Source organism: Mariniphaga anaerophila (assembly GCF_900129025.1).
GTDB lineage: Bacteria > Bacteroidota > Bacteroidia > Bacteroidales > Prolixibacteraceae > Mariniphaga > Mariniphaga anaerophila.
Genome location: NZ_FQUM01000004.1, coordinates 237,033 through 261,087, shown reverse-complemented (window position 1 = coordinate 261,087; position 24,055 = coordinate 237,033). Strand labels below are relative to the sequence as shown.

The window sequence follows — 24,055 nt, the reverse complement described above, 5'->3', positions numbered from 1 at the left end:
CCAAAAAATGATTGTAGAAATTAAGGTTCCCAGTCCCGGAGAATCAATAACCGAAGTAGAAATTGGCGCCTGGCTGGTTGAGGATGGCGCCGTGGTTGAAAAAGACCAGGAGATAGCCGAAGTTGAATCTGATAAGGCAACCCTGACAATTGTGGCAGCGGAAGCAGGAAAAATAACTGTTAAAGCCAATGAAGGAGAAACCGTAGAAGTTGGCTCGGTGGTTTGTTCTATTGATACTTCGGTACAGCCGAAAGAGAAGCCCGAAAGTGCAGAAAATCAGGAGAAACAGCCGGAGCCGAAAAATGAAGCAGGGGCTACTGCCAAAACGGAGAAAGAACAGGCAGGTTCTCAGGTGAAAGAAGAAAAGCAGGCAACAGTTTCAAAAGAGTTTGACCAGGTGAAAATAACTCCTGTTGCCAAGGAGTTGATGAAAGAAAATGGCTTGTCTGTTGATGATGTTATTAATGGATTGAAGCGCATCGGGAAAAAAGAAGTAGAAGCGGCAATGAATGCTCCGCAGACAGTTGCAGGGGCAATTCCTCAAAAAGAAATTTCGCGTGAAGTTGACCGGCAAAAGATGACGCCGCTGCGTAGAAAGCTCAGTCAGCGGTTGGTAGCCGTAAAAAACGAGACCGCCATGTTAACCACGTTTAACGAAGTTGATATGGGGTATGTTATGGATTTGCGGAAAAAGTACCAGCCGAAATTTGTCGAAAAGCACGGGTTTAAACTGGGATTCATGTCGTTTTTTACAAAGGCAGTAGCTTTGGCAATGGATTTCCATCCCATGGTAAATGCCCAGCTCGACGGGGAAGAAATTGTTTCTCCGCGGTTTGTTGATGTTGGTATTGCAGTATCGACGCCCAAAGGATTGATGGTGCCGATTGTCCGAAATGCCGAAAGTAAAACAATTCCACAAATCGAATTGGAAATAAAAGAACTTGCAGCAAAAGCCCGCAACAAAAAAATATCGGTAGACGAATTGACTGGCGGAACTTTTACCATCACCAACGGAGGCGTTTTTGGTTCGTTGTTTTCAACGCCAATTATTAATCCGCCCCAATCGGCAATTCTGGGAATGCACAATATTGTGGAAAGGCCGGCAGCCGTTAACGGGCAAGTAGTTGTCCGCCCCATGATGTACATTGCTTTGTCGTACGATCATCGTGTCATCGACGGGAAAGATTCGGTTGGCTTCCTGGTAAAAGTAAAGGAGTTTATCGAAAACCCGGAACGGATGTTAACCGGCGGAATCGAACCGGAACAATTGCTGCTTGGAATTTAAACAGAGCGTATCGTTTTAGTTCAGATAAAGGAATCTTTTAAATTGAAAAAGGTTCCTTTGTTTTTTTGAAATGTTTCAGGTTTAATGCGTAGCCCGTAATAAACACCAACGTAAAAATTGCATTGGCTGCTGAAAACGCCTGCCAGTCGGTCCACACAACAGGAATGAAAAGAATAGCCAGTTGTGCAAAAAGGTAAAGCCAGAACCCGTTGCGATGAAATTTCCACATTCTGATGGCACCGGTTAGTGACAATGCATACAACACCATCAAAAGTGTAAAATAGAGTGGCGAAATAGCTTCTGTGTTATGCCACGATGAGTATTTGATTATTACATCAACGGTTTGGTCGAAAAAGAGGGAGACCAAAAAGTAGCCCATAAAACCGATGCTGCTCCCGATAAATGTGAGCAGGCATAATGCACTTAAAAGTGCCGGGCGTTGTGTTATTTTGTTCAGTTGTTTCAATTTCTTTGAGCTTCAAAATTAATTGTTCAAAAATAGTGAGTTTTTCCCGGAGATAACTTTCAATGGCTTTTTTAAATTGTGTTACCTTTGGGCTTAATTTCAAAGTTTATGCACAAATGAAGAGAGACACACTGGTTTTTGATATTATCCAGAAAGAACATGAACGCCAGTTAGGCGGAATAGAGTTGATTGCTTCAGAGAACTTTGTGAGCAATCAGGTTTTGGAAGCTATGGGCTCAGTAATGACAAATAAGTATGCCGAAGGATACCCTGGACGGCGGTATTACGGAGGTTGCCAATTTGTGGACATGACCGAGCAACTGGCAATTGACCGCATTAAAGAATTGTATGGAGCAGAATGGGCCAATGTGCAACCTCACTCAGGAGCGCAGGCCAATGCCGCAGTTCTTAGTGTAATTCTAAAACCGGGTGACACATTCCTGGGGTTGGATCTTTCGCACGGAGGACACCTTTCTCACGGCTCGCTGGTAAACAGCTCAGGTATTTTGTATAAACCGGTTGCTTACCGGGTAAAAGAAGATACCGGATTAGTGGATTACGACGAAATGGAAGCCCTGGCGCTGGAGCACAAGCCTAAACTTATTATTGGCGGTGCGTCGGCATACAGCCGCGAATGGGATTACAAACGGATGCGCGAGATAGCTGATAAAGTTGGAGCATTGATGATGATTGACATGGCACACCCTGCCGGTTTAATTGCTGCTGAACTTTTGAATAACCCCGTAAAATACGCACATGTGGTAACTTCTACAACGCATAAAACTTTGCGTGGACCACGTGGTGGGATCATTTTAATGGGCAAAGACTTTGAAAATCCTTGGGGAATCAAAACTCCGAAAGGCGTGGTACGCACCATGTCATCGTTGTTCGATTCAGCCGTTTTCCCAGGACAGCAGGGAGGACCGCTGGAACACGTGATTGCAGCAAAAGCTGTAGCTTTTGGCGAAGCACTTGCTCCCGAATTCAAAGACTACCAAAAACAGGTAAAAAAGAATGCACAGACCATGGCCAAAGCATTTATTGACTTGGGCTATAACGTGGTTTCCGGAGGAACCGATAATCACTCAATGTTGATTGACCTTCGCTCTAAATTCCCGGAAATTACAGGGAAACAGGTTGAAAATACTTTGGTGCAGGCACACATAACAGCGAATAAAAACATGGTTCCGTTCGACAGTCGTTCTCCTTTCCAGACTTCAGGGTTGCGAGTAGGAACTCCTGCCATTACAACGCGTGGTTTGAAAGAAGACCTGATGCCGGTTATTGTTCAGCTGATAGACGATGTAATTTCTAACATCGAAGATGAAAAAGTATTGAAAGCAGTTGGCGAAAAAGTACATCAGATGATGAAAGATTTTCCGCTGTTTGCCTACTAACAAGAAGATTAATTTATAGTCGTTCATAAAAATAAAGAAAGTGCTGTTCGTTTTTTAATGAGCAGCACTTTTAGTTTTGGGGGTATTAACGAAATTTTGAGTTTGCGATGGAATGGTATGTTATTTTAGCTTTGGTTGTCACCGGATTAATTGCCGGGTTTATTAACGTAAATGCGGGCGGAGGCTCAATGCTTATTCTTCCTGTGTTGATGTTTATTGGCCTTCCGGCAAATGTTGCCAACGGAACCTTGCGAATTGCCATCCTTTTTCAGAACATCATTGGCGTAAATGCTTTCCGTCAGAAAAAAGTATTGAATTTCAAAACCGATTTTCGTCTGGTAATTCCCGCTGTTTTCGGGTCGGTGGCAGGAGCGCTTATCGCGGTTGAGATGAATGTGCTTTTGCTGGAGAAGATTATTGCGGCGCTAATGGTAGTTATGTTTTTGATGGTGGTTTTAAAACCCGGAGTCTGGCTGGCCGAACACGCGCGTGTTGAAAATCCGAAGCCAACTGTTTTGCAATACATCCTTTTCTTTTTTATTGGTTTTTATGGCGGTTTTATTCAATTGGGTGTTGGTTTTTTTATTTTGGCCGGACTGGTTTTGGGATGTGGGCACGATTTGGTGCGGGCCAATGCAATAAAAATATTTATCGTACTTATCTACACGATAGTGACGATTGGTATTTTTATGTACAATAGTCAGGTGAATTGGTATGCGGGATTGGCTTTGTCTGCCGGAAATATGGCAGGCGCCTGGCTCGGTGTTCGTTTTGCTGTAACCAAAGGAACTAAATATATTCGGTACGTTTTAATTGGTTCACTTGTAATTGTTATTTTAAATTTGTTTGGCGTTTTCGGATAGCATTGGCAAACGTTTTTATTTATTGCGATAGAAAAGAAAATGGTTGGTTTGAGAAACGATAAAATATCTGTTACGGTTGTTACCGGTTTTCTGGGGTCAGGAAAGACAACTTTTATTAATTCTGTGCTTAGAAAATATCCGGATGTGCAATTTGCCCTTGTGGAAAATGAGTTCGGGAGTGTGTCTGTCGATACCAAACTGATAAAAGGAGTAGACGCAAGCCAGTTGTTCGAATTGAAGCAGGGCTGCATTTGCTGCACTATTACCAATGAATATGAGCTGGTGTTGCAGGAGTTGGCCGAGCGCTTTCCGCATGTAGAGCATTTGTTGATTGAAACCACGGGAATTGCTGATCCGGCAGGAGTGGTCAGGCCGTTTTTCAGGGAAGAACGATTGAAAGAATTGTATGCATTTAACAAGACGATTTGCCTTGCAGATGCCCTGAACTTTGGGAGCGGCCGGGGGAAAGATATTTCGTACAAACAACTGGCTATTGCCGATGAGGTTGTTGTAACTAAATCAGAAAATAGTTCGTCTTCTGAACGGGAAAAATTTAGGGGGATGATTGCGGAATTAAACCCGCTTGCCCCCGTCCGGTTTGCAGAAAATGGAGTAGTTGAGACATTTAGTCTGCAGTCTTTACCAAAGAAAATACGCTATTTTACAGAACCCCGGACCGGAGATCTTCATTCGAAAGTTAAAACGCACACCTGGACATGCGACCGGGCGCTGAATAAAGCTGATTTTACCCGGCGAATATCTTATTATCTTGATGTTTACAAAAAGGAAATCTATAGGGTGAAGGGATTTTTGTGTTTTGAAAATGAGCCTTTTGAGTTTGTTTTTCAGGGCGTTGGAGGAAATTTTGAAATTTCAGAAGGTGAAAGTCTGGTTGAAGCAGATCGGAGCACTTTGGTGTTTATTGGAGAACTTGACGGGTTATCCATCGAATTGACTTAACCCAGAAATGTAATCCATAACGGGGAAGAAACCATCGAAAAAACGGTTCCCAAAACTACGATCCGGGCAAGCAGTGTAGTTTCCAGTTTATATTGAACCGAAAGCGCGTAAGGAGTGAGCCCGAGCGGCATTGTGGCGTCCAGAACAGTTGATTTTATCTGGTCGGGAGGAAGTGGCGAAAACCGAATTGCTGCAAAAAATATGGCTGGGAGGGCAATCATCGTTATCGTCACAAAAACAGCAACTCGCAGCCATTCGCGAGGGTTTCCTAATTTCTGTAGCCCGAGAAAAATTCCAAGTGAAAATAATACTACCGCTGTTACCGAATCTGAAAAGAGCCGAAGGGTTTTGTCCAGAAAGGCGGGTAAAGTTATTTGAAATGAAACAATAATAAGTCCTGTAAATACTGAAATGAGTAAAGGATTTTTGGCCAGGCTGAGCGCCAGTCGCTTTAGATTGAATTCCTGTTTCCCATGAATTTCTATTAAAAAGAGTCCGAGCGTGAGCATCCAAAATACATAAACTGCTGAAATGATAGCCGCAACCGGAAGTATTTCTTCTCCAAATGTGCTGTGGAGTACCGGAATTCCCAGGTAGGCAATATTTCCAAAAGGAAGAATCAGAAACAAAGACCTTTTCATGGTGCCGGATAATCTGAACAGCATAGAAATGGGGTAGGCCAGAATCAGACAGACAATAATATATCCGGAGTTAATCAGTATTAGCGGCAGGTAGGTTTTTATTTCTCCTTCGAGGTGTAAAAGAGAAACAATAACGAGCGCCGGAAAACCAATCCACAGTGCATATTTGTTGAGAATTTCAATCCAGTTTTGCGAAGCTGCTTTTGTGCGCGAGAATAGTATCCCTGCAAATATTACAAGGAAAAGAGGTAGAATTGTTTCTAAAGCTATTATGAATGAATCCATTCGCCGTAGTTGATAAATGGTCTCACGTCGGTTATCATCATGCCGGCTGTTTTTGCTGCTTCAATTCCTAACACACCATCTTCAAAAACCTGGCATTCTGCCGGAGAAACTCCCATTAGTTCAGCACACTTTAGAAATGTGTCCGGGTTTGGTTTGTGCAGAGTTACGTCATTGGCGGTAACAATTGCATCAAAAAAATGCCCAATGCCCAACTGTTTCAGTTGCACTTCAGTGCTTTTTCTGCTGGCTCCCGTGCCAACTGCCATGGGTAGTTTTCTATAATTTGCTTTAACAATATCGATTACTTCGTTTATGGGCTCCAGTAGGTTTGCCGAATCCCAGAATGCCTGCTGTTTTAGTTTAACAAGATCGGCAGGGTCAGCCTGAAGGTTGTTCTCTTCCACAATGCGACGGGCAAAGTCGATGGTTGCCCGGCCTGTCATCTCCAGCATTATTTGGGGATTAAAATGAAAGTGGTAAACATCACCTACCTGTTGCCAGGTGGCAAGATGCACCGGTAATGAATTGGAAAGTGTTCCGTCCAAGTCGAAAATTAACGCTTTTGCTTCAGAGTATGCCTGTAATCCCATTTTTCAAATTTTAGGTAAACATAGTATTTCCTTCGGGATTCCTGTTAATTACAATTTGAATCTGAGTTTATTTAAAAATCAGTTAATTGGATTTGCTGTTGCAACGGTATTGTTTTTTTTAATGAATTAATGTGCAGGCTTTTTTTTGAAAATTAATATGTGGCCGCATAAAAAGAGTTCACAATAGTTTGTTGGAAAGCTGAATTGTAAATGCATAAAAAAAGCTGAAAATAATTCAGCTTTTCCGGCAGAGTATGAAAAAAAGCTGCCTCGTTTGAGACAGCTTTCCGTATTATCCTTCTACTTTTTTTACTGTTTTTATTATGCGGCCTCCAATTTTGTAGGGGTCTCCGTTTGAAGCAGGACGACGGTCTTCCAAGCGGCCTTTCCATCCGTTTTCAACAGTTCCCACAGGAATTCGTATTGAAGCGCCACGGTCAGATACGCCATAGCTAAACTCATCGATAGATTGCGTTTCGTGAAGTCCGGTAAGTCGCTGATCGTTATATGCACCGTATACTGCAATGTGTTCCGGAATTCTTTTTGCAAATTCTTCGCAAATGTCTGTGAATACTTTTTTATCCCCACAGGTTCTCATTAATCCGTTAGAGAAGTTGGCGTGCATTCCCGAACCGTTCCAATCGAGGTCTTTCCCAAGCGGTTTCGGATGCCATTCTACATCTACACCATATTTTTCGGCAGTACGCTCCAGCAGAAAACGAGCCATCCAAACCTGGTCTCCGGCACTGAGTGCGCCTTTTGCAAAAATCTGGAATTCCCACTGTCCGGCTGCTACTTCTGCATTAATTCCTTCTACATTAATTCCAGCTTCAAGGCAAAGATCCAAGTGCTCTTCCACTATCTGACGGCCAAAAGCTTTTGAACCGCCTACTCCGCAATAGTAAGGCCCCTGTGGCTCAGGGAAACCACCAGCCGGGAATCCTAACGGAAGGCGGGTCTGCGGATCGTAAAGAAAATACTCCTGCTCGAAACCAAACCAGAAATCTTCGTCTTCTTCTTCAATGAAAGCACGTCCGTTGGTCGGGTGCGGGGTTTCGTCCGGATTTAAGACTTCAGTCATCACCAAGTATGCATTTTTACGGTCAGGATCCGGGCAAATGTACACTGGTTTTAAAAGAAGGTCGGAAGAACCGCCGACGGCCTGATTGGTAGAAGAACCATCGAACGACCACATGGGGCAATCTTCAAGTTTGCCACTGAAGTTTTCTTCAATACGGGTTTTTGCTCTCAGTTGCTGTGTTGGCACGGAACCATCCAGCCAAATGTATTCCAATTTTGATTTCATAGTGTAAATAATTATTTAGAATTACGAATAATCTATAACTGACTTGTGCAAAAATATAGTTAAATGTAATTAATTCTCGTCTAATAATAGCATTTTGTATAAAGTTAATGCAAAATTTACATATAAAATCTTCTTTTCTCTTGACACCTGCTAAATAATGGCATCATTTGTAGAAATATGGTATTTATTTACAAATATACCATATATAACTATAGGTAGTTTTAGAATTAGTATATAATTTTTGATTTATACCTGTATTTTTGATGCCCCCTGTTGTTTTTTGGGGTGTTGATGAAAAAAAGTTGTTTTTTGTAATTTTGGTAGAATTGTGATACCAATCAGTTTGATTAATTTGACATCAAACAAAATAATACAAGGAAAGAGTTATGAATGTAGATCGGCGAAGTTTTATTAAAACAAGTGGTATGTTTGCAGCGGGAAGCATCGTGTTTCCACCGGTAATACAATCGGACTTTGACAAACAAATATCAGGAAGCGTGAAAAGTTATTTAGATCATTTTGAGGTTTCGGCAGAAATGCTGCAAAAGGTAATTGCAGCGGCCATGAGTAAGGGAGGCGATTATGCCGACTTGTTTTTTGAGCACAAAAAATCAAACAGTCTTGGGTTGGAAGACGGTAAAGTAAACCGTGCATATTCAAATATTGACTTTGGCGTTGGAATCAGGGTATTGAAAGGGGATCAGACAGGATTTGCCTATTCCGAAACCATTACACTGGATGCCATGTTGAATGCTGCGAAAATGGCGGCCAATATTGCCAATAGTAAAAATAGTTTTAACCCGGTGGGGCTGAAAGAAAAAGTTCCCTCCAATTATTACAGCATTGCCCGCAAATGGGAAGACGTTTCGGTGGAAGATAAAGTGCCGTTTGTGCAGAAGATAAACGACAAAGTATTTTCGCTCGATGAAAAGGTAATTAAAGTAAATGCCTTTTTGAGTGACGAAACTTCTTATGTGATGTTTTACAATTCAGAAGGCAGGCTTACATACGATTACCGCCCGATGATTAGTTTTGGTGCAGTTTGCATCATGCAAAAAGACGGAAAAATTGAAAATTCATATGCCGCCCGTTCTTTCAGAAAAGGTTTTGAGTGGCTTACTGATGATTTGGTGGACGAGCTTGCAAACGAAGCGGTAGACCGTACAAATATTCTGTTTGAAGCAACCAAGCCAAAAGCCGGCGAGATGCCTGTTGTTATGGGAGCCGGAGGTTCCGGAATTTTGCTTCACGAAGCCATTGGTCATACATTTGAGGCTGACTTTAACCGAAAAGGCACTTCAATTTTTAGCGATAAGATGGGCAAAAAAGTGGCAGAAAGTTTTGTGAATATTATTGATGACGGAACGCTTGAAAGCAACCGCGGTTCAATTAATGTGGACGACGAAGGAAATGATGTTCAGAAAACGTATTTGGTGAAAGACGGGGTTTTGAATAGCTATATTCATGATCGTATTAGTGCAGAATACTACGGCGTGGCACCTACAGGAAACGGAAGACGCGAGTCGTTCAGAAATATTCCGTTGCCACGTATGCGTGCTACATATATGGAAATGGGGCCTCATTCAAAAGACGATATTATTTCCAATGTCGATTACGGGGTTTTTGTAGATAATTTCAGTAATGGCGAAGTGAAAATCGGAGCCGGTGATTTTACCTTTTTTGTAAAATCGGGTTACCTTATTGAAAAAGGAAAACTGACGCAACCGATTAAAGACATCAATATTATAGGTAACGGGCCTCAGGCTTTGGCTGATATTACCATGGCGGCAAGCGATTACATGATTGACAATGGCACCTGGACCTGCGGAAAAGACGGTCAGTCTGTTCCGGTAACTTGTGGTTTGCCTACTGTTTTAGTGAAGAAATTAACGGTGGGAGGCGCTATTTAATCAACGTGTATTGTAACCTTAAAGATTTAGAAAATGACAAAAAAGGAAAAATATAGCCTGGCCAAGTGGGCCATGAATCACGCCCTCGAGAACGGGGCTCAGCAGGTAAGCGTGTCTATTTCCAATAGTCGCAGCAGCAGCGTGGAAGTGCGCGAACAGAAAATTGATAAACTGGAACAGGCAATTCAGAGCAGCCTGTTTATCCGGCTTTTTGTAGATAACAAGTATTCGGCTCATTCTACAAACCGGTTGAAAAAAGAAGAACTGGCGCGTTTTATTGAAGAAGCAATTGCCGGAACCCGGTATCTTTCTGAAGATGAATTCAGAACATTGCCCGACCCGGAGCTTTATTACAAAGGCGGTGCTCAGAGTTTAAATACTCTGGATACGAATTTTGATGCTCACAATCCTCAGGAAAAAATCGACCTGGCTTTTGATGCAGAAAAAGAGGTGTTGGGAAAAGACGAACGTATTATTTCGGTTACAGCCAGTTATTACGATGGTTTGAGCGAAAGAGTGATGGTTGCCAGCAATGGTTTTGAAGGTGATACCGCTAATTCGTATTACGGCCTGAATGCACAGGTTTCGGTGAAGGGCGGCGACGCAAGACCCGAATCCTACTGGAGTGAAAATGCCATCTTTTTTAATGAATTAGAGAAAAAAGGAATAGGGGAGAAGGCGCTGGAACGTGCAATTAATAAAATCGGTCAGAAGAAAACCGATTCGGGGAAAATGTCTATGATTGTTGAAAACAGGACTGTTGCCCGGCTTTTTAGTCCGCTTATTTCTGCGCTCAGCGGTTCTGCAATTCAACAGAAAAATTCTTTTTTAATTGACAAGCAAAATGAAAAAGTTTTCTCTGATAAACTCACGGTGATTGACGATCCTTTTGTTGTGTCCGGGCGTGGAAGCAGGTTGTTTGATTCCGAAGGACTGGCAACAAAAAAACGCCCTGTTTTTGAAAACGGAGTGCTGAAAAATTATTTTATCGACACTTATTACGCCAAGAAACTTGATATGCAACCCACGAGCGGAAGCAATACTAACCTTGTTTTTAAACCGGGAGATAAAAATCTGAAACAATTGGTTGCTTCAGTAGACCGGGGCATTTTGGTTACCGGTTTTAATGGCGGAAATTGCAACGGGGCAACCGGAGATTTTTCCTACGGAATTGAGGGCTTCCTTATTGAAAAAGGACAAATTTCCCAACCTGTTTCAGAAATGAACATCACCGGCAACATGAAAGAGCTTTGGGCTGGTATTGGTGAAGTTGGAAATGATGTCAACAAAAATTCAAGCTGGCTCATTCCTTCAATTGTGTTCGAAGGAGTCGATTTTAGCGGAGCGTAGCTCGTTTGAAAAAAAATAAAATTAAAGCCGAAAGTCCTTCATTTTCGGCTTTTTTTGTGTTCCCCCTTTAGGTAAAAATATTTTTTTTGATGAGGACTGTAACTATTTAGGGAGATGATAGTCTTGTAATAAAGCTATTTAAACAGAAAACAAAACACTTAGTTTATGAAAACAATTCAACTGATTATTGCAGGTCTGGTATTTTTATCGCTTGCAACCACCAGCTGTGTCGATGATTTTTTTATCGATGGGAATGGAATCCCTGCCAGCGAAGTCAGAGTAACCACTGCGTTCTCCTCTGTTTCGTCAGATGGAGATTTTGATGTACATATTACTCCAGGCAATGAGTATGATGTGGTTGTTAATGCCGAGGAGAGTTTAATGCCGTATATCGAAACCGATGTGCGCGGTGGTAATTTAAAAATTCATACGAGAGGACTGAAAAGCCTGAGAAATCAGTTGCCCATGGAGGTTTTTGTCACAGTTCCTTATATCGACAAGATTGTGCAGAGTGGCTCAGGAAGTATTACTACCGGCTACTTCGAAGGTGACGATTTTAAAATTGTGGTGTCCGGCTCAGGCTCTGTCGAGACGTCTGTTGATGCTCTTACTGTGGAAGCTTTGGTGTCCGGTTCGGGCATGGTGGTTGTGTCTGGTGTTGCGCGTAATGCAGAGCTGGCTTTGAGCGGCTCAGGAACAATTGATGCGTGGGAACTTGATCTCGTCAATTGCGAAGCAACTATTTCCGGTTCAGGCGATGTGTGGGTTTATGTTGAGCGCTATTTAAAAGCTGTTATTTCTGGAAGCGGGAATGTGTATTACGGAGGTTTTCCAGCAGTAGAGAAACATGTGTCGGGTTCGGGAAGCGTTGTTCGCAAAAAATAGTAATTTTGCCCTGTAAACAGATGCTTCATGAAACGAATTATATTTTTTTCAATTTTCTTTTTATTGATTATCGGGGCCAGGGCGCAAGGATTTAAACAAGCAGTTGGAATTCGTGCCGGATGGATTAATCCCGGAATTGAATACCGTTATTATACCAGCGAAGATCATTCGTTAAGAGCTTTGTTGGCAGCCCGTGACGGAGGAGTGCAGTTGCATGCATTAACCGAATTTCATCAATATGATTTATTTTCTTTTTCAGAACAACTTGTGTTTTTCTATGGAGCCGGAGTGCATTTCGGGTTTCAAAGTTGGGATGAGACTGTTTTTACCGAAACCATTCGCTTTCATGAGACAAGGCACTCTTTGGTGGCCGGCATCGATGGCGTTGCCGGGGTGGAGTATGTTTTTTACGAAGCTCCTGTTAAACTCGGGCTTGAAGTAAAACCGTATCTGGATGTTTTTGGCAGGTATGGTTTTGATGTCCGGTTGCTCGATGTTGCACTTACCGTAAAATACCTGTTTTAGTATCGGTTTTTGGTGTCGGTTCAAAAAACGGCTAATATAATATTAGAAGCAACGCATTTTTTTATAGAATGCGCTGCATCTCTTTTAATATTGTTTTGCCCTTCTTTTGAAGATTTTTTGTTGTTGGCAGAAACTAAGTTCAGGTGCCTCTTTTTGCTAATCCCGTTTCTCTAAAAGCACAACATTTTCAACATGGTGTGTGTGTGGAAACATATCAACCGGTTGAACTTTTGTTGTTTTGTAATGGCTGTCAAGTAGTGAAATGTCGCGGGCTTGAGTTGCCGGATTGCAACTTACGTAAACAATTTTTTCAGGAAGTACCAAGAGAATACTCTTTATAACGTCTGCGTGCATTCCTGCCCTGGGCGGGTCAGTAATAATAACTTCAGGCCTGCCGTGCTGCGCGAAAAATTCATCATTCAGAATGTCTTTCATGTCGCCGGCAAAAAAGTCTGTGTTGGTAATCTGGTTAACCGCTGCGTTTTCTTTGGCATCTTCAATGGCTTCTGGTACGTATTCGATACCAATTACTTTTTTTGCATTTTTTGCCACAAAATTGGCGATGGTTCCTGTTCCCGTATATAAATCGTATACAATTTCATCTCCGGTTAATCCGGCAAACGACCTTGCAACTTTATATAGTTCGTAGGCCTGGGCAGAGTTGGTTTGGTAAAAACTTTTTGGCCCGATTTTAAATCGAAGTCCTTCCATTTCATCAAAGATGTAGTCACGACCGTGGTACAATAATATTTCCTGGTCGGTTATCGTGTCATTTCCTTTGCTGTTTATTACATATAAAATTGACGTTGTTTCGGGAAATTTGTTTTTGATGGCAGCCAGTATTTTTTCGATTTTCTCTTTGTCGTTTCGAAAAAACGAGAGGATAATCATGTTTTCTCCAATGGAGCTTGTGCGTATGATGAGGGTCCGAAGTAATCCCTTTTTTTCGCGAATGTCAAAAAAACTGTACCCATTTTCAATGGCAAAATTGAAAATGAAATTGCGAATTTCGTTAGAAGGAGAAGGTTGTAGCCAACATTTTTTTATGTTAATTACCTTGTCGAACATTCCCGGTACATGAAATCCTAACGCATTGTAGTCGTTTATTTCTGCGCCCGATTCAATTTCTTCTGGAGATAGCCACCTTTTGTCGGAAAAAGTAAACTCCAGCTTGTTCCTGTAAAATGTGTTTTTTCCAGAGCCTAATATTGGTGATGTTTCGGGAAGGTCAATTTTTCCAATTCTTTTGAGCTGGCTTTCTACTTGTTTCTGTTTGTAGGACAGTTGTTTTTCGTAGGGTAGAAATTGCCATTTGCAACCGCCGCATACTCCAAAATGGCTGCAAAAAGCTTCGACGCGATCTTTTGAATATTCATGAATTTTTGTGACAAACGCTTCTTGGTAGTTCTTCCTTTTTTTTGAAACCTGAAGATCAACAACATCACCCGGAACAACCAGTTTTGTGAATACAACCATTTCGCCAACACGGGCAATTGCTTTGCCCTCTGCGCCTATGTCTTCGATTTGAACCTCTTCGTAAAATGGCTTTTTTCTATTTCTTCCCATTCTTTTTTTTGCAAATATAATGTTTATAGGCTATTGCCGGTTGTTGATGTGAAAAATCCGATTCCCGATAAAAAACTTAATTTCCCATTTTGGGAAAAACAATGGATCTCATTCAATATTTGGACTTTTTGTGAATCGTTTACTTCCGAAGTAGAAAGTTTTTTGTTTATATTTGTTATGATTTAATGGTTGGTTTTATTTTCAGAAATAGAACTTAAAAAGGGGAAAGCATCTTCTGTATTTATGATTGGTTTTGTGTTTAGGGGTTTGTAAATCATCAATCATCTTCAAAAAGCGTCCATAGCTTTCCCCTTCCTTTTATACCCGAAAGGGTATTTTTTTTGCCTGATTTTTTTGATTTTCAATTGCGCTTTAATAGTTATCTTTGGCCGCATTGTTATAAGAAAATGATATCATTAGATAAAGTACAGATAAGTTTCGGCGGTTTTGATTTGTTGAAGGATGCCAGTTTTTTGGTTCGGCAGGACGACAGAATTGGGCTGGTCGGGAAAAACGGAGCAGGAAAAACAACCCTGTTGAAATTAATTTCGGGAGTGCTGGAACCTTCTTCCGGCAGTATAAATATTCCCAAAGGAACAACCGTTGGCTATCTTCCGCAGGAGATGAAGTTGACTGATAGAAATTCACTTTTGGGTGAAACCATGCTCGCATTTGAAGAGTTGCTTTCCATTGAAAAGCAAATTTCAGGGCTCAATTCAGATATTTCAAATGCAATTGATTTCGAATCAGACGAGTATTTGAATAAGCTGAATTTGCTTTCAGAGCTGAACGAGAGGTTCACTATCCTTGGTGGAGATTCGTTTCAGGCTGATATGGAACAAACGCTTTTGGGGTTGGGTTTCGAACGGAGCGATTTTAACCGGTCAACCGCAGAGTTTAGCGGCGGCTGGAGAATGCGGGTTGAGCTTGCAAAATTGCTGTTAAAGAAACCAGATGTTATATTACTTGATGAGCCGACGAATCACCTCGATATTGAATCGATTCAGTGGCTTGAAGATTTTTTGAAAAGCTATAAAGGCTCGGTAGTTCTGGTTTCGCACGATAAGGCATTTCTGAATGCAGTTTGTAATCGCACACTGGAAATTTCTCTCGGAAAAATTACCGATCAGAATATGAATTATTCTGCTTTTATGGAGTGGAAACAGGAACAGCGCGAGATTCAACTGTCCGCATATCGCAATCAGCAGAAAATGATTGAGGATACCGAAAAATTTATTGAACGGTTCAGGTACAAAGCCACAAAAGCTGTTCAGGTTCAGTCTCGAATAAGACAACTGGAAAGATTAGATCGGATTGAAATTGAAGAAGAAGATAATGCTGCGTTAAAAATTAAATTTCCACCTCCTCCGCGCTCGGGAAAAGTAGTGCTGGAAGCAAAAAATGTTACTAAAAAGTATGGCGACCATCTGGTTTTGAGTGGTATTGATTTGCAGGTTGAAAGTGGAGATAAAATTGCTTTTGTTGGAAGAAATGGTGAAGGAAAAACAACGTTGGTGAAAATTATTCTTCAGCAATTGGATTTTTCGGGAAGTTTAAAAGTAGGGCATAATGTCAAAGTGGGGTATTTTGCTCAAAACCAGGCGCGATTGCTCGATGGAGAATTGACGGTTTTTGATACAATTGATGAAATTGCAACGGGTGATGTCCGCACAAAAATACGCGATATTCTCGGGGCGTTTTTGTTCTCGGGAGAAGATGCCGATAAAAAAGTAAAAGTATTAAGCGGTGGCGAAAAGTCGAGGCTGGCAATGATTCGTTTAATGCTTGAACCCGTAAATCTTTTGGTTTTGGATGAGCCGACCAACCATCTGGATATGCGGTCGAAAGAAATTTTGAAGGATGCTCTTATTCAATTTCCGGGCACGGTAATCGTGGTTTCGCACGACCGTGAGTTCCTTGATGGAATGGTAGATTGCGTTTATGAATTTCGAAATAAAAAAATAAAACAGCATCTCGGCGGCATCTATGCATTTCTTCAGAAAAAGAAGATGGATTCTTTAAAAGAATTGGAAATGCCTTCTGGCGCTTCCGGTGTTTCTGCAAACGAAAAATCAAAGCAGGGGAGCCAGGCGCAGGGCCTGAGTTTTGAAGAAAGGAAAGAAGTTAATCGTAGTATTTCGAAGGCGGAAAAAACAATTGCGGAAATCGAAAAGTCAATAGAATTGCTCGAATCCGAAATTGCAGGAATGGATGAACAATTGTCGAAACCCGAAAAAGTTGATGACGTAGATATTTACGAGCGCTACGAGATAAAGAAAAAAGAATTGGCAAAAACAATGGAGCAGTGGGAAAATGCCCACGAGGAACTTGAAAATTGGAAAAATAAAAAAGATTGGTAATGAGCAAAGACGATTTTATATTTGGAACACGAGCAGTTATTGAAGCGATTAAGAACGGGAAGAACATTGAAAAAGTTCTTCTGAAAAAAGGAATTGATAATTCTTTGTTTTCAGAGCTTTTTCAGTTAGTAAAAGAAAACAACATCCCGTATCAGTTTGTGCCAATCGAGAAAATAAACCGCGTTACCCGTAAAAATCATCAGGGGGTACTTGCCTATATTGCAGCAGTAGAATTTGCCAGTCTGGAGAATCTCTTGCCCGGGTTGTACGAAGCAGGAGTTGAACCTTTGCTGCTCATTCTCGACCAGGTGACTGATGTCCGGAATTTTGGAGCCATTGTGCGAACAGCAGAGTGTGCAGGTGTTCATGCGGTAATTATTCCGGAAAAAGGCATGGCGCGCATTGGTGCCGATGCGGTAAAAACATCGGCAGGAGCGCTCCATTCTGTCCCCGTTTGCAAGGTGAAAAGTTTGTCGTCGGCAATTCGTTTTTTGAAAGATTCGGGCATAAAAATAGTGGCTGCTACCGAAAAAGCAACAGAAAACTATACCCGGGCAGAAATGAACATGCCGCTTGCAATCATTATGGGAGCCGAAGATGTAGGAATATCAGCATCGGTTCTGGATTTAACCGACGAGCAGGTGAAAATCCCCCTGTTCGGAAAAATAGAGTCGCTGAATGTTTCTGTGGCTGCGGCGTTAATGATTTACGAAGCGGTGCGCCAGCGAAATTAGCTGTTTACGGGAATTGTGCGCTTAAATGTTTGTTCCAGCGAAATGAAGGTTTCTGTACTTGCAATTCCCTGAATTTTCTGTACATGGTTGCTTAATATCCGTTTTAGGTGTTCGTTATCTTTTGCGTAAACTTTCACAAAAATAGCATATTGGCCTGTCGTATAGTGGCACTCTACTATTTCCGGAATTTCTTTTAGCCGTTCCACAACTTCGGTGAACAGTCCCCCCTTCTCCAGAAATACGCCTATATAACTACAGGTTTTAAATTCCACTTTGTTGGGGTTGATGTGATATCCTGAGCCAATTATAACTTTCAGGTCAATCATTCTGTTAACTCGTTGGTGTACAGCTGCTCTGGATATTCCAACTTCTTTGGCAACGTCTTTAAAAGGAATGCGTGCATTTTGAGTAATAATATCCAGAATTTTTAAGTCAATATCGTCTAAGCTGTTCTTTAAGGTCATCTCTCATTAATTTTCGATCAAAAATAGAAAAAAACCAATTAAAAAGCGCTTTAGCCCGCGTCGGGAGTGAGATATTTTTCAATTGAAGCTTCGAAACAGTTGTTTACTGTGGAATGTGTGTTTGTTATCTAAATGTTAATTCGTATTGCCTTGTTGTGATAAAAAGATTAAATTTGATTTTAAATTTATCAAAATGATATTTTTATTGCGAAGTAATTATCAATAAGACAGAATTAGACTAAAAAGATGACTATGAAAAGTACAAAGAAGTGGTGGCTGATTTTAGGGCTGATTATATTGTCAGCCTTCTTAGGAGTTGTTTTACCCTCAGGAGCTTTTGATCAGGATTATTCTGATTTGGTGGCAGGCGACACTGCGTGGATGCTTACCGCAACTGCACTTGTTTTGCTAATGACACCGGGTCTGGCGTTTTTTTATGGCGGGATGATGCAGCCTCGCCATATTATTTCAACCATGCTTCAAAGTTTTGTGGCAATGGGTATTGTAAGCGTGCTCTGGGTGATAGTTGGTTTTAGTATTGCTTTTGGCGATAGCGTGGGAGGGGAAGGATATGGTTTCTTCGGCAATCCGCTTACATTTTTTATGTTTCGGGGAGTTGGAGGAGGAACACATCCCGATTTTTCTCCAACCTTTCCGTTGGCGGTGTTTGCCATGTTTCAACTGAAGTTTGCCATCATTACTCCGGCGCTTATTACCGGGTCGTTTGCCGGACGAGTACGATTTCGAGCCTATATGCTTTTTATTTGCCTTTTTTTGATATTTATCTATTCTCCGCTGGCTCACTGGACCTGGCATCCGAATGGTTTTCTGAGAAACTGGGGCGTTCTTGATTTTGCCGGAGGCACGGTTGTGCATATGTCGGCCGGGTTTGCAGCGCTGGCCGGGGCTATTTTTCTGGGGCGAAGAAAAGATGCTGGTACGAAGTTTAAGCCGGCAAACATTCCGTATATTTTGTTGGGCGCAGGAATGCTTTGGTTTGGCTGGTTTGGGTTTAATGCAGGGTCTGCACTTGCTGCCGACTCGGTTGCAGCACATGCTTTGGTAAATACCAACACGGCATCTGCAGCAGCTATGCTGACCTGGATTTTTTACGACGCAGCCAAAGGAATTAAGCCGTCTGCCGTTGGGGCATCAATTGGGTTGGTAGTAGGGCTTGTGGCCATTACGCCGGCAGCTGGTTTTGTTGATGTGGGCTCCAGTATTTTTATTGGTGTAATGGCTGCAATAATTAGTAATTATGCCATTACTCTACGTACAAAATCAACACTTGACGACACGCTGGACGTGTTTCCCGCACATGGAATGGGTGGAATTACCGGAATGCTCGGAACGGCCATTTTTGCCGCTGATGTCGGACTTATACACGGAGAGGTAACTACGTTCCTTTATCATCTGCTTGCGTTGGTAATTGTTAGTATTTTTACTTTTGGCGGTTCGTTGCTCATGTATAAAATAACTGATTTGATAGTTCCAATGCGCATTTCTCCGCAAGGCGAAAAAATTGGGTTGGACATCAGTCAGCACGACGAATCGTATGATTTTGTCTATAAAAGCGAATAGCAATAAAAAAGCCGGGTTAATATTCCCGGCTTTTTTATTGTATCGGCACTTGCCGTTTAAAGTCCATTTCCAGCGACATGAAAGTCTCGGTGCGGGCGATTCCTTCAATTTCCTGAAGCTGACTGTCGATAATCTTTTTCAGGTGTTTATTGGTTTTTGTCTGGATTTTAATGAAAATCGCATATTGCCCTGTTGTGTAATGACATTCAACTATCTCCGGAATATCGCGCATGGCAGCAACTACCTGCCGGTGGTATTTGGCTTTTTCAAGATAAATACCCATGTAAGCACAAGTGTTGTATCCCAACTTTTGCGGATTTACGGTGAATTCGCTGCCTGTAATTACTCCTATATTTAGAAGTCGCTGCACGCGTTGGTGAATAGCAGCACCTGATACACCGCATTCTCTGGCAACTTCCAAAAATGGTATACGCGCATTTTTGGTGATTAATTTTAGTATTTTTTCATCTAGTTGGTCAATGTCAGCGGCTTGTTCCAGATAGTCTGATTTATCCATGTTTTTATTTTCCATTTGAGTTTCAAATTATAAAGCAAAAGTAGGAAAAATTTACAATTGCAAATCAGGAAAGCCTTATATTCTTGTATCTCTAACTAAGACTTATTGTTGAAACTGTTTGTGCTATAATATTTTGATAAAGCCCCGGAGATGTCTGCCCCTGACGGCTCCTGGAAAACCCGCAGATCAAATTCGGGAATTACCGCAAGGATGTGGTCGAAAATATCGGCCTGGATAGATTCGTACCTGGCCCATGCTTTGTCTTTGCAAAACACATAAATTTCCACGGGCAGTCCTTTTTCTGAAGGCTGAAGATGTCGCACGATAAAAGTCATGTCGGTGTTAACCATTGGGTGCTGTTGCAGGTACACCTCCAGATATTTTCTGAAAACGCCAATGTTGGTTTGTCTTCTGCCGCTAATGATATCGTCGTCTGAAATATTTTTTTGCTTGTTGTATTGTTTTATCTCCTCTTCCTTATTTCTGACATAATCGCGAATTAGAAGAAATTTTTCCAGCCGGTTCATGAGCGCACTGTCGCAAAGTTTGATGCTGGTCATGTCAATATTAATGGCCCGTTTTATACGCCTTCCCCCAGATTCTTCCATTCCTTTCCAGTTAATAAACGACTCACTTACCATGGAGTAGGTGGGGATAGTTGAAATGGTGCGATCCCAGTTCTGGATTTTTACCGTATTCAGAGTAATATCGATAACTGTTCCGTCGGCTCCTCTGCTGCGCATTTCAACCCAATCGCCAAGTTTAACCATGTTGTTTCCGGAGAGCTGGATGGATGCCACAAACCCCAGTATCGAATCCTTAAAAATGAGTAGGATGACAGCCCCCATTGCTCCAAGTCCGGCAAGTAAAACAGTCGGGTCGCGGTCGAGCAGAATGGCGATAATTAATATTGCCGACAACGAAAAAACGAGAATTTTGGCCAGTTGAATGTACCCTTTTATGGGCCGATCCTTGCCGTACGGAGTGGTGTTGTATATGTCGAGCCCCGAATTTAGCAGCGCATCCAAAACAAAAATGAATATAAAAACAAAATACACCTGCGCTACCCTTGTCAGAATTCCGGCCAGTGCAAAATAGTAATCGGCAGACAGAGCGTTCAACGTTGCTGCGTCAAGTTCGCTTAAATCCTGGTGAATTGACGGGGACGAAAAATCAGCGGCATAATAAAGAATCAGAGCCGGAACCAGGTGGGCAAGATTTCTAAATACTTTTCTTCTGACTATAATATCGTCCCATGTGGTTTTTGTACGCTTTGCAATTTTTGTGAAGATACGAGACGTTACCTTTTTTGTAATGTAATGCCCGGCCCAGGCCACAATCAATATAATAATAAGTGTTATGAAAGCAGCTCCCGGTTTTGCAAACATTGCAATGCCATCTATTTCCCTGATGCTTTCGAGCAGAAATTTATAAAGAGTTCTGACCATTTGTTAAACTGATATTTTTATAATTTAGCCAAAAATAGTAAATGCAGATGATTATGGCGCAGAAGTTCCTTTTTATTCTTTTGGCTCTACCTATGTTTTTGTCTGGGCAAGAAGATTTTGCAACATATTTTCAAAAGAAATCGTTGAGGTTTGATTTTTTGCTTGGCGGTAATTCCGATAAAGTAACGGTTTATCCGCAGCAAATAAAACAGGAGCCATACTGGGCCGGCTCTCTGGTTAACCTGATTGATACTTTTGGTTACGGAACCTACCGGTTTTGTGTTTCTGATGCAGAATCAGAAAAGTTATTGTTTTCAAAAGGGTTTAGCACGTTGTTTCAGGAATGGCAAACCACTTCCGAAGCAAAGGAAATGAATCGAGCTTTTTACCATGCCGCCATTTTTCCTTTCCCAAAAAATAAAGTGAATTTTAAGATAGAAGCCCGGCAGTGGGACGGAAATTTTAAAACAATTTTTGAAGAGGAAATTGACCCTGCCGATTATTTTATTTTGGATGAAAATCCGCAGCCTTTCGAGGCGGTTGCCATTGAAAACAACGGGGCTCCGTCAGAAAAAGTTGATTTGGTTATTCTTGCAGAAGGATACACATTGAACGAAATGGAAAAGTTTAAAAGCGACGCCCGGCGCGTAACCGGTTACTTGTTCGAAGAAGAACCGTTTAAATCGAACCGGGATAAGTTTAATGTTACTGCGTTGTTGACTCCTTCTGTTGATTCAGGAACCGATGTGCCCGGCGAAAGTATTTATGTGAATACGATTTTCAATTCTACTTTTTACACTTTTGATATCGACCGTTACCTGACAACCAGCGATATGAAATCGATTTACGATGCTGCAGCAGCCGTTCCTTACGATCATATTTATGTGCTTGTGAACACGGAACGATACGGCGGTGGCGGCTTTTATAACTTTTTGAGTGTTTGCACTTCAGATAATTTATTGTCGAAAGAAGTGTTTGTGCATGAGTTTGGGCATGGATTTGCGGGGTTGGGCGACGAATATTACACATCGTCGGTAGCATACGAAGAGTTTTACAATTTGGAAGTTGAACCTTGGGAACCCAACCTTACAACTTTGGTCGATTTTGACAAAAAGTGGAAATCGATGGTTGCATCGTCTGTTCCGATTCCAACGCCTCGCAAACCAAAATTTTCTGCCACAGTTGGGGTTTTTGAAGGTGGCGGTTACACCGCAAAAGGAATCTACAGTCCGGTAATGGATTGTCGGATGAAAAGCAATCGGGCTGAAGGTTTTTGCCCGGTATGTATTGATGCCATTCAGCGGGTGATCGATTTTCATTGCAAATAAAAAACGGACCTGGTTTCCCAAATCCGTTTTCTTTATGGTTACTGCGTTGTTGTTTATTCTTTTTTCTCCAGCGAATAGGTTACAACGTGAGCAACAATCAATCCTATTCCACCGAAGAAGAAAATCATGGTAAAGAATGCAACTACTTCGTTTACCAGGTTAGACAGTGCAAACCCAGTTATTACACCAATGGCTAACCCGATTAAAAAGATACCCCATTTAAGCAAAACGAATTTAGACGGTTCTGTTTTAAAAATACTGGCATCAGCACCTTTTTCGATGAGGGCAAGCCTCTCTTTTGTGCGTGTAGTCCAGAAAACATACAGTATGGCGAATGCTGCCAGAAAAAATCCTATCGGTACAAAAATCCCTTCCATAATATAAAATTTAAATTGTTGTTTTTTCGATTTTCTGTTCTTTTGACGCAGACTTAATCAGCCGGTTACACTTTTTTTGAAAATTTCTTTTGAATAAATTTGTAACCAGTGTCCGGATTTTTCGTCAAAATTACAAATGGAAGAAAAAGACGATAATTACTACATCGAAAAAGTTATTGCCGGGCAGACCAGTTACTTTTCATACGTTGTTGAGAAGTATCAGGACGTTGTTTTTTCCATTGCACTGAAAGTTCTGAAAAATAGAGAGGATGCTGAAGAAATGGCACAGGAAAGTTTTGTGAAAGCTTTTAAATCGCTCCATACTTTTCAGAGGAAGGCCAAGTTTTCTACCTGGTTGTACCGGATTACATACAATACCTGTATTTCGGAAACCCGGAAAAAGAAACAGTATTTTGCATCAACTGACGAGGTGCAGATTAGCGACGAAGTGGAGGAGATGAACTTCGATGGAATTCCGGCAGAGAACCGTGAAAAGTATATAAAGGCCGCTTTGGCAAAACTTCAGGAGGATGAATACACGTTGGTTTTGTTGTATTATTTTGAAGACCAATCAGTGGAAGACATCAGCAAAGTTACCGGGCTGAGCGGAAGCAATGTTAAAGTGAAACTGTACAGAGCCCGAAAAAAATTGTATGTAATATTGAATGAAATGTTAAAAGAAGACGTCTATTCCATTTTGTGATTAACGGAGAAGATGTTTGCGATTGACAATAATTTTGAACAGTAAAAACACCGAGATGAAAACGTTTGAACAAGATAAAGAATTGAAACAGTTGCTGAAAAGTGTAAAACTCGAATCTCCGGGAGTAGATTTTTCCGCAGGAGTGATGAATCGTGTGTTTGCCGAACAATCTGCTTTGGAAAAAGCAAAACAGCAGCCGCTTTTTGGAAAAGGGTTTTGGGTGATTTTTTCTCTTTTTGTTGCACTAATTATTGTTGTGGTTTTGCTGTCGGGTGAAGGTTCTGCTGTTGCAAAGGTGCCTGATTTTTTCCCCGGAGCAGATGTTGATGCTGCGTTGAGCGGTTATCGTTTGTTGCTACACAGGCTGTCTAATTTGCCTGCCGGAATTGCAGGAATACTATTTGGTGCTTCCCTTCTTATATTACTGGAAAATTTTTTGGAGACACGCCACCATGCAGTCCGCTAATTTTGAGTTTGTTCGACTGAAAATATTCTCCCGGCAACTAGTCGGGAT

Annotated in this window: 23 protein-coding genes; 14 read left to right on the top strand and 9 right to left on the bottom strand. The window is 41.5% G+C overall.

Annotation, left to right across the window (positions count from 1 at the left end):
* Positions 1–7: 7 nt before the first annotated feature.
* Entirely contained in the window at positions 8–1,285 is a 1,278-nt protein-coding gene (odhB, locus tag BUB08_RS09680) for a 2-oxoglutarate dehydrogenase complex dihydrolipoyllysine-residue succinyltransferase (protein WP_073001227.1), read from the top strand.
* A 37-nt stretch (positions 1,286–1,322) separates the two neighbouring features.
* Here the strand turns inward: odhB and BUB08_RS09675 are convergent, their stop codons facing one another.
* Positions 1,323–1,751, bottom strand: coding sequence for a hypothetical protein (locus BUB08_RS09675; protein WP_073001224.1), 429 nt, complete (start codon positions 1,749–1,751; stop codon positions 1,323–1,325).
* 116 nt (positions 1,752–1,867) lie between these two features.
* On the opposite strand from BUB08_RS09675, the gene glyA reads away from it, so the two are divergent.
* The 3 genes from glyA (at position 1,868) to BUB08_RS09660 (ending at position 4,971) form a co-directional block, all read left to right on the top strand.
* Positions 1,868–3,148, top strand: coding sequence for a serine hydroxymethyltransferase (glyA, locus tag BUB08_RS09670; protein ID WP_073001677.1), 1,281 nt, complete (start codon positions 1,868–1,870; stop codon positions 3,146–3,148).
* A 107-nt stretch (positions 3,149–3,255) separates the two neighbouring features.
* Complete coding sequence (locus BUB08_RS09665) at positions 3,256–4,011, top strand: sulfite exporter TauE/SafE family protein (protein WP_073001222.1); 756 nt, start codon at positions 3,256–3,258, stop codon at positions 4,009–4,011.
* Positions 4,012–4,050: 39 nt separating this feature from the next.
* Positions 4,051–4,971 (top strand): CobW family GTP-binding protein, encoded by a 921-nt coding sequence (locus BUB08_RS09660; RefSeq protein WP_073001220.1) that lies wholly within the window; start codon positions 4,051–4,053, stop codon positions 4,969–4,971.
* On the opposite strand, the gene BUB08_RS09655 is transcribed toward BUB08_RS09660, so the two are convergent.
* The 3 genes from BUB08_RS09655 to BUB08_RS09645 all read right to left on the bottom strand — a co-directional run bounded on the left by BUB08_RS09655 (position 4,968) and on the right by BUB08_RS09645 (position 7,793).
* Positions 4,968–5,897 carry an AEC family transporter gene (locus tag BUB08_RS09655; RefSeq protein ID WP_073001218.1) on the bottom strand — a complete coding sequence of 310 codons (930 nt, stop codon included), beginning with the start codon at positions 5,895–5,897 and terminating at the stop codon, positions 4,968–4,970. The genes BUB08_RS09660 and BUB08_RS09655 overlap by 4 nt on opposite strands.
* Positions 5,882–6,487 (bottom strand): HAD-IA family hydrolase, encoded by a 606-nt coding sequence (locus tag BUB08_RS09650; protein ID WP_073001216.1) that lies wholly within the window; start codon positions 6,485–6,487, stop codon positions 5,882–5,884. The genes BUB08_RS09655 and BUB08_RS09650 overlap by 16 nt, the downstream gene beginning before the upstream one ends.
* A 292-nt stretch (positions 6,488–6,779) precedes the next feature.
* Positions 6,780–7,793 (bottom strand): glutamine synthetase beta-grasp domain-containing protein, encoded by a 1,014-nt coding sequence (locus BUB08_RS09645; protein WP_073001214.1) that lies wholly within the window; start codon positions 7,791–7,793, stop codon positions 6,780–6,782.
* A 497-nt stretch (positions 7,794–8,290) separates the two neighbouring features.
* On the opposite strand from BUB08_RS09645, the gene BUB08_RS09640 reads away from it, so the two are divergent.
* The 4 genes from BUB08_RS09640 to BUB08_RS09625 all read left to right on the top strand — a co-directional run bounded on the left by BUB08_RS09640 (position 8,291) and on the right by BUB08_RS09625 (position 12,463).
* Complete coding sequence (locus BUB08_RS09640; protein ID WP_217651584.1) at positions 8,291–9,703, top strand: TldD/PmbA family protein; 1,413 nt, start codon at positions 8,291–8,293, stop codon at positions 9,701–9,703.
* 33 nt (positions 9,704–9,736) lie between these two features.
* Entirely contained in the window at positions 9,737–11,053 is a 1,317-nt protein-coding gene (locus BUB08_RS09635) for a TldD/PmbA family protein (RefSeq protein WP_073001210.1), read from the top strand.
* A gap of 165 nt (positions 11,054–11,218) precedes the next feature.
* A complete protein-coding gene (locus tag BUB08_RS09630; protein ID WP_083570682.1) occupies positions 11,219–11,938 on the top strand; it encodes a head GIN domain-containing protein in 720 nt (239 codons plus the stop codon).
* Between the two features lie 27 nt (positions 11,939–11,965).
* On the top strand, positions 11,966–12,463 hold the full coding sequence (locus tag BUB08_RS09625) for a hypothetical protein (protein ID WP_073001208.1): 498 nt from the start codon (positions 11,966–11,968) through the stop codon (positions 12,461–12,463).
* 156 nt (positions 12,464–12,619) lie between these two features.
* On the opposite strand, the gene rlmD is transcribed toward BUB08_RS09625, so the two are convergent.
* Complete coding sequence (gene rlmD / locus BUB08_RS09620; RefSeq protein WP_073001206.1) at positions 12,620–14,029, bottom strand: 23S rRNA (uracil(1939)-C(5))-methyltransferase RlmD; 1,410 nt, start codon at positions 14,027–14,029, stop codon at positions 12,620–12,622.
* A gap of 407 nt (positions 14,030–14,436) precedes the next feature.
* On the opposite strand from rlmD, the gene BUB08_RS09615 reads away from it, so the two are divergent.
* Together BUB08_RS09615 and rlmB are read left to right on the top strand one after the other, a co-directional pair.
* A complete protein-coding gene (locus tag BUB08_RS09615; RefSeq protein ID WP_073001204.1) occupies positions 14,437–16,389 on the top strand; it encodes an ABC-F family ATP-binding cassette domain-containing protein in 1,953 nt (650 codons plus the stop codon).
* Positions 16,389–17,123, top strand: a complete 735-nt coding sequence (gene rlmB / locus BUB08_RS09610; RefSeq protein ID WP_073001202.1) for a 23S rRNA (guanosine(2251)-2'-O)-methyltransferase RlmB — start codon at positions 16,389–16,391, stop codon at positions 17,121–17,123. Before BUB08_RS09615 ends, rlmB begins: the two co-directional genes overlap by 1 nt.
* Here the strand turns inward: rlmB and BUB08_RS09605 are convergent.
* Positions 17,120–17,587, bottom strand: a complete 468-nt coding sequence (locus BUB08_RS09605; protein ID WP_073001199.1) for an Lrp/AsnC family transcriptional regulator — start codon at positions 17,585–17,587, stop codon at positions 17,120–17,122. The genes rlmB and BUB08_RS09605 overlap by 4 nt on opposite strands.
* Before the next feature lie 252 nt (positions 17,588–17,839).
* On the opposite strand from BUB08_RS09605, the gene BUB08_RS09600 reads away from it, so the two are divergent.
* Positions 17,840–19,168: an ammonium transporter gene (locus BUB08_RS09600; RefSeq protein WP_073001197.1), complete on the top strand. Its 1,329-nt coding sequence runs from the start codon at positions 17,840–17,842 to the stop codon at positions 19,166–19,168.
* A 34-nt stretch (positions 19,169–19,202) separates the two neighbouring features.
* Here the strand turns inward: BUB08_RS09600 and BUB08_RS09595 are convergent, their stop codons facing one another.
* Positions 19,203–19,700 carry an Lrp/AsnC family transcriptional regulator gene (locus BUB08_RS09595; protein ID WP_083570681.1) on the bottom strand — a complete coding sequence of 166 codons (498 nt, stop codon included), beginning with the start codon at positions 19,698–19,700 and terminating at the stop codon, positions 19,203–19,205.
* Positions 19,701–19,780: 80 nt separating this feature from the next.
* On the bottom strand, positions 19,781–21,133 hold the full coding sequence (locus tag BUB08_RS09590) for a mechanosensitive ion channel family protein (protein ID WP_245820187.1): 1,353 nt from the start codon (positions 21,131–21,133) through the stop codon (positions 19,781–19,783).
* A gap of 53 nt (positions 21,134–21,186) precedes the next feature.
* Here BUB08_RS09590 and BUB08_RS09585 point away from each other — a divergent pair, with 53 nt between their 5' ends.
* Positions 21,187–22,461, top strand: a complete 1,275-nt coding sequence (locus BUB08_RS09585; RefSeq protein ID WP_073001669.1) for a M64 family metallopeptidase — start codon at positions 21,187–21,189, stop codon at positions 22,459–22,461.
* A 53-nt stretch (positions 22,462–22,514) separates the two neighbouring features.
* On the opposite strand, the gene BUB08_RS09580 is transcribed toward BUB08_RS09585, so the two are convergent.
* On the bottom strand, positions 22,515–22,838 hold the full coding sequence (locus BUB08_RS09580) for a DUF6249 domain-containing protein (RefSeq protein ID WP_073001195.1): 324 nt from the start codon (positions 22,836–22,838) through the stop codon (positions 22,515–22,517).
* Positions 22,839–22,974: 136 nt separating this feature from the next.
* Here BUB08_RS09580 and BUB08_RS09575 point away from each other — a divergent pair, with 136 nt between their 5' ends.
* Both BUB08_RS09575 and BUB08_RS09570 read left to right on the top strand, forming a co-directional pair.
* Positions 22,975–23,541 carry an RNA polymerase sigma factor gene (locus tag BUB08_RS09575; RefSeq protein ID WP_073001193.1) on the top strand — a complete coding sequence of 189 codons (567 nt, stop codon included), beginning with the start codon at positions 22,975–22,977 and terminating at the stop codon, positions 23,539–23,541.
* Between the two features lie 55 nt (positions 23,542–23,596).
* Positions 23,597–24,007: a hypothetical protein gene (locus BUB08_RS09570; protein ID WP_139249665.1), complete on the top strand. Its 411-nt coding sequence runs from the start codon at positions 23,597–23,599 to the stop codon at positions 24,005–24,007.
* Positions 24,008–24,055: the final 48 nt, after the last annotated feature.